The 15,114-nt window shown below is 65.6% G+C and carries 13 protein-coding genes; all 13 read left to right on the forward strand.

Annotated elements, in window-relative coordinates; all coding sequences use genetic code 11:
- Positions 1-314 precede the first annotated feature (314 nt).
- Genes tssA through icmH form a run of 13 tightly spaced genes read left to right on the forward strand, consistent with a single transcriptional unit; the run spans position 315 to position 15,114 of the window.
- Complete coding sequence (tssA, locus tag PSK12I2_RS0112325; protein ID WP_051398719.1) at positions 315-1,844, forward strand: type VI secretion system protein TssA; 1,530 nt, start codon at positions 315-317, stop codon at positions 1,842-1,844.
- A gap of 29 nt (positions 1,845-1,873) precedes the next feature.
- Positions 1,874-2,368 (forward strand): type VI secretion system contractile sheath small subunit, encoded by a 495-nt coding sequence (tssB, locus tag PSK12I2_RS0112330; RefSeq protein ID WP_027598639.1) that lies wholly within the window; start codon positions 1,874-1,876, stop codon positions 2,366-2,368.
- A gap of 14 nt (positions 2,369-2,382) precedes the next feature.
- On the forward strand, positions 2,383-3,861 hold the full coding sequence (gene tssC / locus PSK12I2_RS0112335; RefSeq protein WP_027598640.1) for a type VI secretion system contractile sheath large subunit: 1,479 nt from the start codon (positions 2,383-2,385) through the stop codon (positions 3,859-3,861).
- A 6-nt stretch (positions 3,862-3,867) separates the two neighbouring features.
- Positions 3,868-4,272, forward strand: coding sequence for a type VI secretion system baseplate subunit TssE (gene tssE, locus PSK12I2_RS0112340; protein WP_027598641.1), 405 nt, complete (start codon positions 3,868-3,870; stop codon positions 4,270-4,272).
- A gap of 4 nt (positions 4,273-4,276) precedes the next feature.
- Positions 4,277-6,061, forward strand: coding sequence for a type VI secretion system baseplate subunit TssF (tssF, locus tag PSK12I2_RS0112345; RefSeq protein WP_027598642.1), 1,785 nt, complete (start codon positions 4,277-4,279; stop codon positions 6,059-6,061).
- The gene (tssG, locus tag PSK12I2_RS0112350; RefSeq protein WP_027598643.1) at positions 6,025-7,035 is read left to right on the forward strand and encodes a type VI secretion system baseplate subunit TssG; all 1,011 of its coding nucleotides are present in this window, start codon (positions 6,025-6,027) and stop codon (positions 7,033-7,035) included. The genes tssF and tssG overlap by 37 nt, the downstream gene beginning before the upstream one ends.
- A 15-nt stretch (positions 7,036-7,050) precedes the next feature.
- Positions 7,051-9,579, forward strand: a complete 2,529-nt coding sequence (tssH, locus tag PSK12I2_RS0112355) for a type VI secretion system ATPase TssH (RefSeq protein ID WP_027598644.1) — start codon at positions 7,051-7,053, stop codon at positions 9,577-9,579.
- Positions 9,576-11,072: a sigma-54-dependent Fis family transcriptional regulator gene (locus tag PSK12I2_RS0112360; protein WP_027598645.1), complete on the forward strand. Its 1,497-nt coding sequence runs from the start codon at positions 9,576-9,578 to the stop codon at positions 11,070-11,072. The genes tssH and PSK12I2_RS0112360 overlap by 4 nt, the downstream gene beginning before the upstream one ends.
- Before the next feature lie 11 nt (positions 11,073-11,083).
- On the forward strand, positions 11,084-11,212 hold the full coding sequence (locus tag PSK12I2_RS24855; RefSeq protein WP_156930142.1) for a type VI secretion protein: 129 nt from the start codon (positions 11,084-11,086) through the stop codon (positions 11,210-11,212).
- Positions 11,213-11,226: 14 nt separating this feature from the next.
- Positions 11,227-12,417: a type VI secretion system-associated FHA domain protein TagH gene (gene tagH, locus PSK12I2_RS0112370; protein WP_027598646.1), complete on the forward strand. Its 1,191-nt coding sequence runs from the start codon at positions 11,227-11,229 to the stop codon at positions 12,415-12,417.
- A gap of 1 nt (position 12,418) precedes the next feature.
- A complete protein-coding gene (tssJ, locus tag PSK12I2_RS0112375) occupies positions 12,419-12,889 on the forward strand; it encodes a type VI secretion system lipoprotein TssJ (RefSeq protein WP_027598647.1) in 471 nt (156 codons plus the stop codon).
- 3 nt (positions 12,890-12,892) lie between these two features.
- Entirely contained in the window at positions 12,893-14,224 is a 1,332-nt protein-coding gene (gene tssK, locus PSK12I2_RS0112380) for a type VI secretion system baseplate subunit TssK (RefSeq protein ID WP_027598648.1), read from the forward strand.
- A gap of 2 nt (positions 14,225-14,226) precedes the next feature.
- Positions 14,227-15,114: a type IVB secretion system protein IcmH/DotU gene (gene icmH, locus PSK12I2_RS0112385; protein WP_027598649.1), complete on the forward strand. Its 888-nt coding sequence runs from the start codon at positions 14,227-14,229 to the stop codon at positions 15,112-15,114.

The following is a 15,114-nucleotide window of genomic DNA, read 5'->3' on the forward strand; positions in this document are numbered from 1 at the left end:
TAAAATATAACTTTATAGTTGTGACTTATCATATCTTTTAAAACTGACGATGACTGTCAGGTTTCCACAGTTAGTTCGGACAATTTTTGTCACTTCACTAAATAGGCTTATTTTTCATTAAGAATTAAGCAATAAAAATTGGACATAGATCACAATTTTTTGCTACCAAAGCTCATTAAACAGCTCTAGGATGCGCACCTCAGACATTTTGAGCCAATAGCTGCTCAGCAACAGGCTGAAAAATTCTCCAGCATTTTTCGCCTTGGGAAGTTCAAGGAATGGAACTTCAACCTGTGAGGTCATGGATGACTTTATTGTCTTCGTTCGCCCAGATTTATATAGCGGTCGCCGATCACCCCATTACCACGGACAACTTCGTCGGGGAAGATCGCCGCTATAGCCCCGAGTTCGAGAGACTCGAAGCGGTCTGTCAGAACACCCAGGCGCTGCATCGCGACGTCATGCCGGACTGGGAGTCCACGGCCGAGCAGGCGACCACCTTTCTGCGTGAGCACTCCAAGGACCTGCGCGTTGCCGTCTGGCTGACCTGGGCCCTGTACTGCACCCGGAGCTGGACGGGGCTGGAAGCCGGCCTGGCTCTGCTTGAGCGATTGCTGGAGGCTCACTGGCAGGACCTTTATCCCCGCAAGGAGCGTACTCGCGCCGCGGCGCTCGGTTGGCTCCAGATCCGCCTGGAAGGCGTCTTCGATAACGCCGCCCTGACGACGCTGGAAGCATACTGGCTACAGACCTTCAGTACCCAGCTCGGCCAGTTGGAGGCACTCCTCCAGCCGCGCCTGGGCGAGGCCGCTCCGCTGCTGTTGCCGTTGGTACGTCGCCTCGATGAGCAACGACGTCGCCAGATCCAATCCACCGCTCCAGCGGAGTCGACCATCGCAGCCCTGTCACCCAGCCCGGTCGTGACCGCTCAGGCCCTCCAGGGCCCGCTGGACTCGGACAAGGACGCCCATCGTCTGCTGCGCCAGCTACAGGAAAGCGCCCGCACGCTGAGCGGCTGGTGGCTACGTCAGCGGAGCGGCGACCACCGCGCCCTGCGGCTGAATCGCGCCTTGCTGTGGAGCGGCATCGACAGTCTGCCCGCTCATGATGCCCGGGGTGTCACCGGCTTGCGCGGCCTGCCAGCTGATCGCCTGAGATATTTTCAGGAGTGCCAGGCCGCCGGTGACTTTTCTCTGCTGCTCGGCGAACTGGAGGTCAGCCTGACGCGGGCGCCTTTCTGGCTGGATGGCCAGCGGCTGGCCTGGGAGTGCCTGCAGGCCCTCGGTGCGACAACGAGTTGTCGAGAAATCGAGTGGCCGCTGATGTTGCTGCTGGAACGGCTGCCAGGCCTGGAAGCCCTGGCCTTCCATGACGGGCAACCCTTTGCCGATGCCCAGACCCGCCTCTGGCTGTCCGGTCTGACGGCGGCTAAGGCGACGCAACCCGTCTCCGCCTCAAGCGAGGCGTGCCAGGACAGCTGGAGCGAAGCCCTTGCCGAAGCCCTGGGGGAGTTGCGCGCGAGCGGCCTCAGGAGCGCCGTGCGCCACCTGCAGCAGCGCAGCTGCAGTGCCCAGGGCGAACGCCAGCGCCTGCTGTGGGATCTGGCCAGCGTCCGGTTGCTGATCCAGGCCCGCCAGTTCGAACTGGCACACCTTCAGCTCGCGGCCCTGGATGCCGAACACGGCGCCCTGCTGGCGCACTGGGAGCCGCAACTGGCGCTGGAGATCCTGCAGGCCCGCCGCCAGTGCCTAGAAGCCCTCCCCGCCACCGCCGACAGCCGGATGCAGCTGCAACAGCTGCGTCCGCGACTCTGCCGCCTCGATCTCGAAGCGGCTCTCGACTGAGGCTTGTCCTCATATCCAAGGAGAAACACATGGCCAAAGAAGGCTCGGTTGCCCTGAAAGAACGCATCAACGTCACGGTTCGACCCGCCAGCGGCGGTGCCGAGGAAGAACTCGAACTGCCCCTCAAGCTCATGGTGCTGGGCGATTTCACCCAGCGAGCCGACGACCGCAAGCTCGAAGACCGCAAGCCGGTAGCCGTCGACAAGGACAATTTCGATGAGGTGATGGCCAAGCAGCAGCTGGGCCTGACCCTGGCGGTACCCAATCGCCTGCAGGACGACAGCCAGGACGATCTGGCCGTCCAGCTCGACCTCAAGGCCATGGCCGACTTCAGCCCGGCGCGGCTGGTGCAGCAGGTGCCCGAACTCAAGCAACTGATGGATCTGCGCGATGCCCTGGTGGCGCTCAAGGGGCCGCTCGGCAACGCCCCGGCGTTCCGCAGGGCCATCGAGCAGGTGCTCGCCGATCCGGTCGCCCGGGCCACGGTGCTCGGCGAACTCGGCTTGCCGAATCAAGACGTCTGATCAGGAAGATCATCATGACCGCTACCCTGCTCCCGCAACCCGCTGCCGACGTCGCTGAAGACCGTGGCATCCTCGACCGCATCATCGCCGAGACTCGCCTCGCGCCCCACGACGAGGGCTATGGCGTGGCCAAACGCGGCATCTCCGCCTTTATCGAAGAGCTGCTCAAGCCGCAAAACGCCCAGCAACCGGTCAAGAAGGCACTGGTCGATCGCATGATCGCCGAGATCGATGAGAAGCTCAGCCGCCAGGTCGACGAGATCCTCCACCACGCGGAGTTCCAGTCGCTGGAGGCCGCCTGGCGCGGCCTGCACCTGCTGGTGGAGCGCACCGACTTCCGCGAGAACAACAAGATCGAGATGCTCAACGTCTCCAAGCAGGATCTGCTGGAAGACTTCGAGGATTCGCCGGACATCGTCCAGTCGGGCCTCTACAAGCACGTCTATACCGCCGAATTCGGCCAGTTCGGTGGCGAGCCGGTCGGCGCCATCATCGCCAACTACGACTTCGACCCCACCGCACCGGACATCCGCACTCTGCAACAGGTGGCAGCGGTCTCGGCCATGGCTCATGCGCCCTTTATCGCCGCCGCCGGTCCGCGCTTCTTCGGCCTGGAAAGCTTTACCGGTCTGCCCGACCTCAAGGACCTCAAAGATCACTTCGACGGTCCGCAATTCGCTAAGTGGCAGAGTTTCCGCGAGCAGGAAGACGCGCGCTATGTCGGCCTGACCTTGCCGCGCTTCCTGCTACGCACGCCCTACGATCCGGAAGAGAATCCGGTCAAGACCTTTGCCTATCGCGAAAACGTCAGCCGGGACCATGCCCACTACCTCTGGGGCAACACCGCCTACGCCTTCGCCACCCGCCTGACCCACAGCTTCGCCACGTACCGCTGGTGTCCGAATATCGTCGGTCCGCAGAGCGGCGGCGCGGTGGAAGACCTGCCGCTGCATCACTTCGAGAGCATGGGCGAGATCGAGACCAAGATCCCCACCGAGGTGCTGATCTCCGATCGTCGCGAATACGAGCTGGCCGATGCCGGCTTCATCGCCTTGACCATGCGCAAGGGCAGCGACAACGCCGCCTTCTTTTCCGCCTGTTCGACGCAAAAACCCAAGTTCTATGGCAACAGCGAAGAAGGTCGGGCAGCTGAGCTGAACTACAAGCTGGGTACCCAGCTGCCCTATCTGTTCATCGTCAGCCGCCTGGCCCACTACCTCAAGGTGCTGCAGCGCGAGCAACTGGGTGGCACCAAGGAGCGCACCGACCTCGAGCTGGAACTCAACAAGTGGATCCGTCAGTTCGTCGCCGATCAGGAAAACCCCAGCGCCGAGGTGCGCGGTCGTCGACCGCTGCGTGCCGCCAGCATCCGCGTCAGCGATGTCGAGGGTAATCCGGGCTGGTTCCGCGTGGGCCTGAGCGTGAGACCGCACTTCAAGTACCAGGGCGCCGATTTCACCCTGTCGCTGGTCGGCAAGCTGGACAAGGAGTAACGGCTCATGAGTTACGGCAGTCTGTTCGAACGCCTGGCCGGTCCGGGCAGCGCGCACAACCAGGGCGCGTCCGCCGACGCCTTGAGCGCCTCGGTGGCCGCCCACCTGGCCAAGATGCTCAGCACCCGTGCCGGCAGCGTCCCGATCCAGGTCGACTACGGACTGCCCGACCTCAATGACTTGCGGCTGTCGCTGCACGACTCGCTACAGCGTGCGCGGCTGGCCATCGAGGCGTTCGTGGCCGCCTACGAGCCGCGCCTGTCCGGTGTGAAGGTGCTGCCGCTGCAGCGGGAAGGCACCACCCTGGCGTTCGCCCTCGAAGGCCAGCTCGAGCTCGACGGCCAGCGGTGCCCCATCCGTTTCACCGCGAGCCTGGATGGCAGCGGCCAGGTCAAGGTCAGCCAGGGATAGGTCCATGTCCTTCAATCACTACTACCAGAGCGAGCTGGCCGAGTTGCGTCAGCTGGGCGCGCGCTTCGCCGAACGCAATCCTGCGCTGGCACCCTTTCTGGGCCAGGCTGGTCAGGATCCAGATGTCGAGCGCCTGCTGGAAGGCTTCGCCTTTCTCACTGGTCGGCTGCGGCAGAAGCTCGACGACGAGTTGCCGGAATTGACCCATTCGCTGCTCAACCTGCTCTGGCCCCATTATCTGCGGCCCCTGCCGAGTTGCACCATCCTCGAATTCGATCCTCTACCAGCACCAGGCGCGGCCATTCAGGTTCCACGTGGAACGGAAGTGGAATCCCGAGCGCTGGACGAGGTGAGCTGCCGCTTTCGAACCTGCTTCGCCACCGCCATCCAACCGCTACGCGTGGATGAGCTGAGCCTTGCCCAGCAGGGCAGCGGCGCGCGCCTGACGCTGCGCCTGCAGATCACCGGCAATGGCACCCTGGACGCTCTGGACCTGCATCAGTTGCCGCTGCATCTGGCGGGCGATCGCACGCTTAGTCAGGATCTCTATCTTGCACTGCTGCACAACCTGGCCGGTCTGAGCCTGGTACCCCTGGATGCCGAACGCCAGCCGCTGACTGACCTCCAGGGCAGCGAACTCGTCCTGCCGCTCGCTCGCGACCAGGTCCAGCCGCTGGGCTTCGGCGAAGACGAGGCGCTGCTGCCCTATCCACCCAATGCCTTCCGCGGCTATCGCCACCTGCAGGAATATTTCGCCTTTCCGGAGAAATTCCTCTTCGTCTCGATTCAGGGAATGACGAAGCTGAAGCAACTGGCAGACCCGGTGCGCCGCCAGATCCGCGGGCTGGAGGTGCGCTTCGACATCGCCCGGATCGCCCGGCAGCCGCGGCTTCCCAGTCGCGATAACCTGCGCCTGCACTGCGTCCCGGTGGTCAATCTGTTCCGCCATGACGCCCTGCCGATCCGCCTCGACGGCAAGCGCGACGAGTACCCGTTGTTTCCGGCCGGCCACGGCCGCGAACACCTGGGGGTCTTTGCCGTGGAGCGGGTGACCGGCTGGCAACCGGGCGGCCTGGGCCATCGTGACTATCTACCCTTCGAATCCTTTGCCCACGACCTGAGCTTCGGCGGCCAGAGCTGTCGGCCGCACTATGCCGTACGCCAGCGCAGTGCCCTGCTGCACGGCGGCATCGATACCTATCTGGCGTTTGGCGATCCGGGTACCGATCAGGACACCCTGTCCATCGAACTGACCTGCACCAACCAGAACCTGCCCCAGCGCCTGCGCGCCGGTGATCTGTGCCTGCCCACCGAAAATACCCCGGGTGGCCTGGGCTTTCGCAATCTGGCCGCCCCAACTGCCTGTCATGCGCCGGTGCTGTCCGGCAACCGGCTGTGGCAGCTGGTTTCCAATCTATCGCTCAATTATTTGTCGCTCACCGATGTCGCGGCCCTGCGTACGGTGTTGGCCAGTTACGACCTGCCCAGTCAGCACGACCGGCAGGCCGAGCGTATCAGTCACCAGCGCCTGGCCGCCCTGCAGGGCATCAGCCATCGCCCGGTGGATCGCCTCTACCGCAGCCTGCCGATCCGCGGTATCGCCACCCAGCTGGACATGGATGCCAGCGGCTTTCGCAGCGAGGGCGAGCTGTACCTGTTCGCCAGCGTACTCAACGAGTTCTTCGCGCTCTACGCCAGCCTGAATTCCTTCCATCAACTCAGTGTTCGCAGCCTACAGGGAGAGGTGTATCTATGGACACCGCGCATGGGTCAGCAGCCGCTGATCTGAATCGCTCGGCGCTGTGCCGCGAGATCCGCGAGTACTCGCTGTTCCAGGGTATCGGACAGGTGCTCCTGCAGTTGCAGCGCCTGATGCCGAGTCTCTCGGAGGAGCAGCTCTATGAACGGCTGGAGTTCCACGCCAACCCCAGCCTGGCCTTTCCGGGTAGCGATATCGAGTGCCTGCACTTCGTCGAGGACGCCGACGGGCTGCGCGCCCGCCTGCAATTCAACCTGGGCGCCCTGATGGGCAGCGGTTCGCCGCTGCCGGCCTTCTACAGCGAACAGGCACTGAGCGATGGCGAACAAGGGCGTACCACCCGCGACTTCCTCGACCTCTTCAATCACCGGCTGCACCGGCTGCTGCTGCCGATCTGGCGCAAGTATCGCTATCACGCCCGCTTCCGGGAAGGCGCGCGTGACGAGTTGTCGGCCCGGCTGTTCAGTCTGATCGGCCTGGGCGACAGTAGCCTGCGCCAGGCGCCGGAGCTGAACTGGAAACGCCTGCTGCCCTATCTCGGCCTGCTCAGCCTCAAGGTGCATTCGGCGACGCTGATCGAAGCGGTGCTGCGCTATTACCTGGAGCAGCCCGAGCTGCAGCTGGAGCAGTGCCTAGAGCGCGCAGTGGTCATTCCCCCAGAACAACGCGCGCATCTCGGGCAGGCCAGCGCCCAGCTCGGAGAGACAGCCGTCCTGGGTGTGCAGGTGCGCGATCGTGGCGGCAAGTTTCGCCTGCACCTGCTCGAACTGGACTGGGAAGCCTTTCATTCATTCCTGCCCGGGGGCAGTCGGTACGCCGCCGTGCGCGCCTTGCTGAATTTCACCCTGCGCGACCAGCTGGACTACGACCTGCGCCTGCATCTGCAGCGGGACGCGTTGCGGCAATGGCGGCTGGAAGCCGTCAGCCCCTGCCGTCTCGGCTGGACCACCTGGCTCGGCCTCGGCCGAGCCAAGGGCCAGGTCACCCTTGCCTGCCACCGTTAATCAAGGACGATCAAGATGCTCACCCTGGACCTGAACCTCCTTATCAACAGCCTTTCCGTGACCGCGCGCCAGGACCTGGAACAGGCGGCGCAGCGCTGCGTCCGTCGGGGCGGCCGGCAGATCCTGATCGAAGACCTGCTGGCGGTCCTGCTGGAATCCCGCGACGGACTGCTCACTCGCGTGCTGAAAGCGGCTGACCTGGACTCGGTGGATTTCGCCGCGACGCTGCAGCCGCGCCAGGGCAATGGAGAAGGCGGCGACCCGGTCTTCGATCCTGCACTGCTGCTGTGGCTGCAGGATGCCGTGCTGCTCGCCCGTCTCGAACTGGAACAGGCTGAGACCGATAGCGCCGCCCTGCTGCTGGCGTTGTTGCGCCATCCCGAGCGGCTGTTGGGCACAGGTTACGGTCGCCTGCTGGAGCGGGTGGATGCCGCGCAGCTCCTGGACTTCGTCAGGGCTCAGCGGCCCGAGGGGTCACCGGTCATCAGCGAGTCCCCTCTGGACCGCTTCACCCATGACCTCAGCGGCCAGGCCCGTGCCGGGCGCCTGGATCCGGTGCTGGGCCGCGAGGCCGAGATCCGGCAACTGGTGGACATCCTCTCGCGGCGGCGCAAGAACAATCCCCTCGTGGTAGGCGAAGCCGGCGTTGGCAAGACCGCCATCGTCGAGGGGCTGGCGCTGCGCATCGCGGCAGGCGAGGTGCCCGACAGTCTGCGCCGTGTGGAAATACGCAGTCTCGATCTCGGGCTGCTGCAGGCCGGCGCCAGCGTCAAGGGCGAATTCGAACGCCGCCTGCAAGGCGTGATCGATGCCGTACGCCAGGCACCGCACCCCATCATCCTGTTCATCGACGAGGCCCATACCCTGATCGGTGCGGGTGGCCAGCCCGGGGGCTCGGACGCGGCCAACCTGCTCAAACCGGCCCTGGCGCGCGGCGAGCTGCGCACCATCGCCGCCACCACCTGGGGCGAGTACCGGAAGTACTTCGAAAAGGACCCGGCCCTGGCGCGGCGCTTCCAGCCGGTAAGGCTGGACGAATTCGACGTCGCCACCGCCATCACCGTCCTGCGTGGGTTGGCGCCGACCTATGCCGAGGGCCATGGCGTTTATCTGCGCGACGATGCGGTGGTGGCCGCCGCCGAGCTGGCCGCCCGCTATCTGAGCGGGCGCCAGTTGCCGGACAAGGCCGTGGATGTGCTCGACACCTGCTGCGCCCGGGTGCGTATCAGCCTGGCCAGCCCGCCTCCGGCCCTGGATGCCTTGAGCGCACGCCTGGCCGCTACCGAGCGCACGCTCTCCGCCACCCGCCGCGATGCCGATCTCGGTCTGCCTGTCGCGCCCGGCCATCTGGATAGCCTTACCGCCATGCGGGACGCCGAGCACCTGGCAGCCACTGCGCTGCAGGCCGACTGGGAACGCCAGCGGGAGCTGGCCGAGCGCATCCTGACCCTGCGTACGGCCTCGGTCAGCGCTGCGCTGGCAGCGACCCAGGCAGAGCTGGAGCAGCTGCAACGCCAGCATGGGCGCCTGGTCAACCTTGAGGTCTGCCCGCACCTCGTGGCGGAGGTGATCGCGGCCTGGACCGGCCTTCCGGTCGACCAACTCGCCCGTCGCCATGACCAGCGCCTGGCCCGCTTTGCCAGCGATCTACGCGTACGCCTGCGTGGCCAGGAGCAGGCGGTGGTCGCCCTGGATCGCGCCCTGCGCGCAGCCGCGGTGGGTCTGAACGCTCCCGAGGCGCCGGTCGGCGTCTTCCTGCTGGTCGGCCCCAGCGGGGTCGGCAAGACCGAGACCGCCCTGGCGCTCGCCGAATTGCTCTATGGCGGGGAGCGCTTTCTCACCACCCTCAACCTGTCGGAATTCGCGGAAAAACATAGCGTGTCGCGCCTGATCGGCGCGCCGCCCGGCTATGTCGGCCATGGCGAAGGAGGTCTGCTCACCGAGGCCGTGCGCCGCCAGCCCTATTCGGTGGTCTTGCTGGATGAAGTGGAAAAGGCGGATCCCGAGGTACTCAACCTCTTCTACCAGATCTTCGACCGTGGCCAGGCCACCGACAGCGAGGGCCGGCAGATCGACTTCCGCAACGTGCTCTTCCTGCTGACCTCCAATCTGGCCAGCGGCGAGATCCAGCGGTTGTGCGCCGACGTACGTCCGGACGTGGCCCAACTGACCGAGGCGATTCGCCCCACCCTGACCCGCCACTTCAAGCCTGCCCTGCTGGCGCGGATGCGCGTGGTGCCCTACTACCCGCTAGATGCCGAGCTGCTGCGTGAGCTGATCGTGCTCAAGCTCGAACGACTCGGCGTCCGGCTGGCCGCCCGCCGGGTCGCCTTCAGCTATGCCCCGGCCCTGCTGGAGGACCTGGCGGCACGTTGCTTGGACGCCGACAGTGGTGCTCGCCGGATCGACCTACTCCTGGAGCAGCGAGTGCTGCCGCTGCTTACCGACCAGTTGCTCGACGCCCTCGCCCGTGGTCAGACGCCAGGGCGGCTGCACCTCACCTGCAACGACCAGGGTGATTTCCGCTGTGAGGTGGCGGCATGATCCCGTCCCCCGCGCCAGAAGCCATGCTGCCCCTGTTCATCGCGCTCGGCCAGCACGAAGACCCCGCCCAACTCGCCCTCGGCCTGGTGGAAGGCATCCAGCGTCTGGCCCGGCTCGACCTGGTGCAGTACTACCGTCTGGACGCCACTCATACCCAACTGGTGTGCCTGGCACAAAGTCTGGACAGCACCGCCGCCATGGCCGGTGACGCCCTGCCGCTGGAGCAGGAGAGTCTGCTGCACTACTGCCTTTCGCAGAATCGCAGCCTGCACCTGCGTGAGCTGGACCCGCTGCTGCACACCACTACCTTCCTGCCTGGCGACGGCTGGCTCAGCCTTGGTTGCCTACCCCTGACTGGCCCGTCGGGCAGCGTCGAGGGTCTGCTGGTACAGGCCAGCCGCTGCCGCCGCGAACTGGAAACCCATGCAGAGGTACTGACACCGCTCGGATGCTTCGCCCTGGCGCAGAGCCAGCTGCTAGAGCGCGCCCAGACTCAGCCATTGGGCGCCGTAACGGAAAGGCCAACGTCACCGGCAGTGGGCGATGGCTTCGGCATGCTTGGCGATAGCGGCGCCATGCGGCAAGTCCATCGCTTGATCGGCAAGATATTGCACAGCCCCATCACCGTGCTGCTGACCGGTGAAACCGGCACCGGCAAGGAACTGGTGGCCCGGGCCATCCACGAACGGGGCTCGCGACGGACCCAGCCCTTCGTGGTGCAGAACTGCGCGGCGCTGCCCGAGCACCTGCTGGAAAGCGAGCTCTTCGGCTATCGCAAGGGCGCCTTTACCGGTGCCGAGCGCGATCGCGCCGGTCTGTTCGATGCGGCCAATGGCGGCACCCTGTTTCTCGACGAGATCGGTGATATGCCGCTGACCTTACAGGCCAAGCTGCTGCGCGTGCTGCAGGAAGGCGAGGTCCGCCCGCTGGGTAGTGCCGAAACCCACAGGGTCGACGTACGCATCGTTGCGGCGACCCATCGTCAACTGGCGCGGCTGGTCGAGCAGGGCACCTTTCGTGAGGATCTCTACTATCGCCTCACTCACTTTCCCATTCAGCTGCCGCCCCTGCGCGAGCGCGGCGAGGACCTGCCGCTGCTGGCCCGGCACTTCGCCGACCAGGCCTGTGCATGCCTGCAGCGGTCACGTTGTCGCTGGTCCAGCGCCGCCCTGGACCTGCTGGCGGGCTATGCCTTTCCCGGCAATGTCCGCGAACTCAAGGGGCTGGTGGAGCGCGCCGTCCTGCTTTGCGACGGCAACGAGCTGTTGCCCGAACACTTTGCCATCCGCTCCGCCGCCCTGACCGGCAATGCCGGCAGCCTGACCTTGCGTGAGCGCCTGGATCAGCTCGAACGCGGCCTGCTGGTGGACTGCCTGCGCAAGAACCGCGGCAACCAGACCCAGGCGGCCCAGGAGTTGGGACTGCCGCGCCGCACCCTGCTCTATCGCCTGCAGCGACTGAGCATCCGCAGCGCCGATCTGCAACTTTCCTAGAGGAACGCCCCATGCCTGCGCTACTTCGCTCCCTGTTGCTGCTGACGTTGCTCGCCCTGGCCGCCTGCACCTCGTCGCTCGGGGATCTGCAGGACTATCGCCCCCTGGGCGAACCCCAGACACCCCACCGCCTCACCTAGGACAGGACAAGACCATGGAACTGGTATTCGATCTGGTCGGCAGTCGAGCGCACGCCCCCGGACTGCTCACCCAAAAGACCTTTCGCCACGTTGGCGGACTCATCGGCCGCAGCGAAGACTGCGACTGGTACCTGCCCGATCCGCAGCGGGTGCTGTCCAGTCAGCACGCCCGCATCAGCTACAGCGAAGGCGACTATTTTCTCACCGACCTGAGCAGCAATGGCGTCCAGCTTGCCGATGGTCAGCGTCTGACCAAGGGCGAGCCTTGGCGGATCCAGCATGGCCAGACCTTCGCCCTAGGCACCTTCGCCCTCGCTGCCCGCCTGGTCCGCGATCCGGCCGGGTTCGCCGACGATTTCCAGGTCCCAACCAGTGCCCCTGGACTGATCCCGGACGACGCCTTTCTCGAACTGGATCCGTTGCAGGCGCTGGAGCGTCGCGATCCTCACGGCATCGACGAGCTCGAGGGTCTGGATCCCTTCGCCACTGACATTACTCGCAGCGACTATGCCAGGGTCGATCTGGACAGCCTGGGCATTCCTGCTCTGGTAGAGCACAGCGCTCCGGCTCCGGTCGAGCGCCCGGCGGCGGCTCCGCAGCGCCAGACACCAACGTTCTGGAAGGCCTTCGGGGTGGCCCTGGGTCTGGAGCTTGCCGACCTCGACCAGGAGGCGCGTGAAACCCTGGCACTCGAGGTCGCGCGCCTGCTGCGCCTGGCGACCCAGGGCCTGCACGGCTGCCTGCGGACCCGCAACGAAACGCGCAATGAACTGCGGCTGCCGCTTACCACGGTACAGAGCAGCGGCAACAACCCCTTGGCCTTCGCGGCCGACGGCGACGCGGCCTTGAGTCAGTTGTTGCGCCCCAGCGCTTCCGGCCAGCTCACCGCGGACCAGGCTCTGCTCCGCGCCTGCCGCGAACTTCAGGCCCATCAGGTCGGCCTGGTCGCGGCCAGTCGCCAGGCGGTGCTGGCCACCCTTGAACAGCTGGCACCGGCCCAGTGCGAGGCCCGCCTTGAGCGTGACGGCCGACGCCTGCGCTGGGGGCGCGATGCCAGACTCTGGCGTGCCTGGCAGCGCCAGTATCGCGAGCTGCGTCAGGACGACGACTGGTGCGAACGGCTGTTCGCCAAGGACTTCGCCCAGGCCTACACCGAGCAGGTCCGCCTCATCGCCACCCTCAACCCCACCCAGCAAGGACGCTGACATGAACACCCTATTACGCCTCGGCGCGCTCGGCCTGGCCCTACTGCTAGGTGCCTGCACCAGCCCCAGGGCACCTGATCCGACCCGCCTCGACCTGACCCTGAAGGGCGGTGAGGACCTCAATCCCGACCTCAACGGCCGGCCCTCGCCGCTGGTGGTGCGCCTTATCGAACTGAAGAATCCGGTCGGCTTCGAAAATGCCGAATTCTTTTCCCTCTATGAAAACGCCAAGCAGACCCTGGCTCCCGACTGGGTCGCCGAGGAAGAAGTCGAGCTACGGCCCGGTGAGTCACGCGAACTCAAGCTGAGGGTGCAGGACGCCAGCCGCTACGTCGGCATCTATGGCGCCTACCGCAACCTGGGCGGCAGCCAGTGGCGGCAGGTCATCCAGCTCAGGCCCGCGGCGCTGGCGCAGATCCGCCTGGATTTCACGGCGGATGGCATCCAGGCCGCTCCGCCGATCAAGGAGTAGGCCATGCAGCAACTCAAGGTGATCTGGCAGGAAGGCATGCTGCTGCGGCCGCAGCACTTCCAGCAGAACGACCGCTATCACGCCCAGCAGCTGCAGATTCGTACCCGTCGCCTGGGCGAGCCGGCATGGGGCTTTTTCGAGCTGACTCTCGATCGCCAATTCCTCGCCATGGGCAAGGTAGTGGTCAGTCAGGCCAGTGGCATCCTGCCCGATGGCACCCTCTTCGAACTGGGCGCCGACGGCGAGCCCCTGGCTCTCGATGTACCGGCCAATACCCGCGACAGTGCGGTCTGGCTGGCGCTCCCCCTGACCAGCGGCCAGCGCCTGGAGAGCCGTCCAGTCGACCAGGACGACGTCATCGCCCGTTACCTGAGCGTCGACAGCGAGATCGCCGACTCTCATGCCGGTTTCGGCGAGCGGGGGGCGGTCACCTGCGGACGTCCCGATTTCCGGCTGCTGCTCGATAGCCATCCGCGACTGGACGCCTATGTCCGCCTGCAGGTCTGTCAGCTGCTGGAAACGGCGCCAGACGGCAGCCTGGAGCTGGATACCGCCTTTACCCCCAGCGTCATCCAGGTGCGGGCGGCCGAGCCTCTGCTGGCGGGTCTCAAGGAGGTCGCCTCCCTGCTCGCCCATCGTGCCGAGGTACTTTCTCAACGCCTGCGCCAGGCTGGCAGCCTGGGCACCGCAGAGATCGGTGACTTCCTGCTGCTGCAACTGGTCAATCGCCATGAAGCGGTTCTGCGCCACTGCCTGGACTATGAACAACTGCATCCACGCAGCCTCTTTCGCGAACTGCTCGCCCTGCACGGAGAGCTGGCTACCTTCGCGGCTGCCGACCGGCGTCCGGCACTGGACCTTCACTATCGCCACGCCGATCAGTCCGGCAGCTTCGCACCGCTGTTCCAGGCCCTGCGCCAGGCATTGTCCATGGTGCTCGAACAGCATGCCCTGCCACTGCCCCTGCAACAGCGTCAGTACGGCATCCAGGTCGCGCCCCTGCAGGACCACGGTCTGCTAGCCAGCGCCAGCTTCGTGCTCATCGCCGGGGCCGAGTGCAGCACCGAGGAATTGCGTCAGCGCCTGCCGGCGCACCTCAAGGTGGGACCGGTGGAGCGCATCCGCCAGCTGGTGAATCTGCACCTGCCAGGACTCACCCTCAAACCGCTGCCGGTCGCGCCGCGTCAGCTGCCCTTCCATACCGACAAGGCTTATTTCGCCCTCGAACTCAGCGCCACCGACATCGCCCAGCTCGAGCAATCCGGTGGCTTCGCCTTTCATGTCTCCGGCGCCTTTCCGGGCCTCGACCTCGCCTTCTGGGCGATCAGGAGCTAAGCATGCAGACCGCAACCGACGCAGGCCGGGACGACAGGACCGTGGTGCTGAGTCGCCACGCCCAGGGGCCGGACACACCCCGCAGCCCGCTCACCGACTTTGCCGAGCCACCACGCTACGCCCAGTTGGAGGAACGCATGGTCCAGGCGGCACGCCTGCGACCGGGCGAGACCCTGAATCTGAGCATCAATCCCATGATAGGCGCTGCCGCGCCACTGCTCTCCGAGGTGGTGCGCCTGCGCCAGAGTTACGCCGCGGAAGACCTGCATGTGCTCAAGGAGCGCCTGGCCGCCAGCCTACGGCTGTTCGAACAGCGTGCTCTGGCCAGCGGGCTGGACAGCGGTGAGGTCATGGCCGCCCGCTATGCCCTTTGCACCACGGTCGACGAGGCGGTGGTCACCACCCCCTGGGGCAATGCCGGTGACTGGTCGCAACTCAGCCTGCTGAGCAGCTTTCACAACGAGACCTTTGGCGGCGAAAAGTTCTTTCTGCTGCTCGAACGCCTCAGTCGCAATCCAGCCAAGCACCTGGCTCTGCTGGAGCTGCTCTACCTCTGCCTGGCGCTGGGCTTCGAAGGCAAGTATCGGGTGCTGCCGCGCGGCATGCTCGAACTCGAAGCCATCCGCGACAGCCTCTATCGGCAACTTCGCCAGCTGCGTGGGGATGTGCCGCGCGAGTTGTCGCCGCACTGGCAGGGACTGGATGCCCGGCCACGACGGCTGGTCCGCCTGGTGCCCTGGTGGCTCGTCGCGCTGTTCACCCTGATCTGCCTTGCCACCCTCTATGGCGGTTTCAGGCTGGCGCTGGAACAGCAGCGCGACGGCCTGCTGCAAGGCTATCCCGGTGGTCCTGCGGTCACCGCGCCAGTGGCCGCCCCGCCCCACGCCTGA

The sequence above is a fragment of the Pseudomonas sp. MOIL14HWK12:I2 genome, assembly GCF_000510745.1.
Taxonomy (GTDB): Bacteria; Pseudomonadota; Gammaproteobacteria; order Pseudomonadales; family Pseudomonadaceae; genus Chryseomonas; species Chryseomonas oryzihabitans.

Coding starts and splice junctions, on each gene's coding strand:
- tssB (WP_027598639.1), top strand. CDS start 1,874: ATGGCCAAAGAAGGCTCGGTTGCCCTGAAAGAACGCATCAACGTCACG.
- tssC (WP_027598640.1), top strand. CDS start 2,383: ATGACCGCTACCCTGCTCCCGCAACCCGCTGCCGACGTCGCTGAAGAC.
- tssE (WP_027598641.1), top strand. CDS start 3,868: ATGAGTTACGGCAGTCTGTTCGAACGCCTGGCCGGTCCGGGCAGCGCG.
- tssF (WP_027598642.1), top strand. CDS start 4,277: ATGTCCTTCAATCACTACTACCAGAGCGAGCTGGCCGAGTTGCGTCAG.
- tssG (WP_027598643.1), top strand. CDS start 6,025: ATGGACACCGCGCATGGGTCAGCAGCCGCTGATCTGAATCGCTCGGCG.
- tssH (WP_027598644.1), top strand. CDS start 7,051: ATGCTCACCCTGGACCTGAACCTCCTTATCAACAGCCTTTCCGTGACC.
- PSK12I2_RS0112360 (WP_027598645.1), top strand. CDS start 9,576: ATGATCCCGTCCCCCGCGCCAGAAGCCATGCTGCCCCTGTTCATCGCG.
- PSK12I2_RS24855 (WP_156930142.1), top strand. CDS start 11,084: ATGCCTGCGCTACTTCGCTCCCTGTTGCTGCTGACGTTGCTCGCCCTG.
- tagH (WP_027598646.1), top strand. CDS start 11,227: ATGGAACTGGTATTCGATCTGGTCGGCAGTCGAGCGCACGCCCCCGGA.
- tssJ (WP_027598647.1), top strand. CDS start 12,419: ATGAACACCCTATTACGCCTCGGCGCGCTCGGCCTGGCCCTACTGCTA.
- tssK (WP_027598648.1), top strand. CDS start 12,893: ATGCAGCAACTCAAGGTGATCTGGCAGGAAGGCATGCTGCTGCGGCCG.
- icmH (WP_027598649.1), top strand. CDS start 14,227: ATGCAGACCGCAACCGACGCAGGCCGGGACGACAGGACCGTGGTGCTG.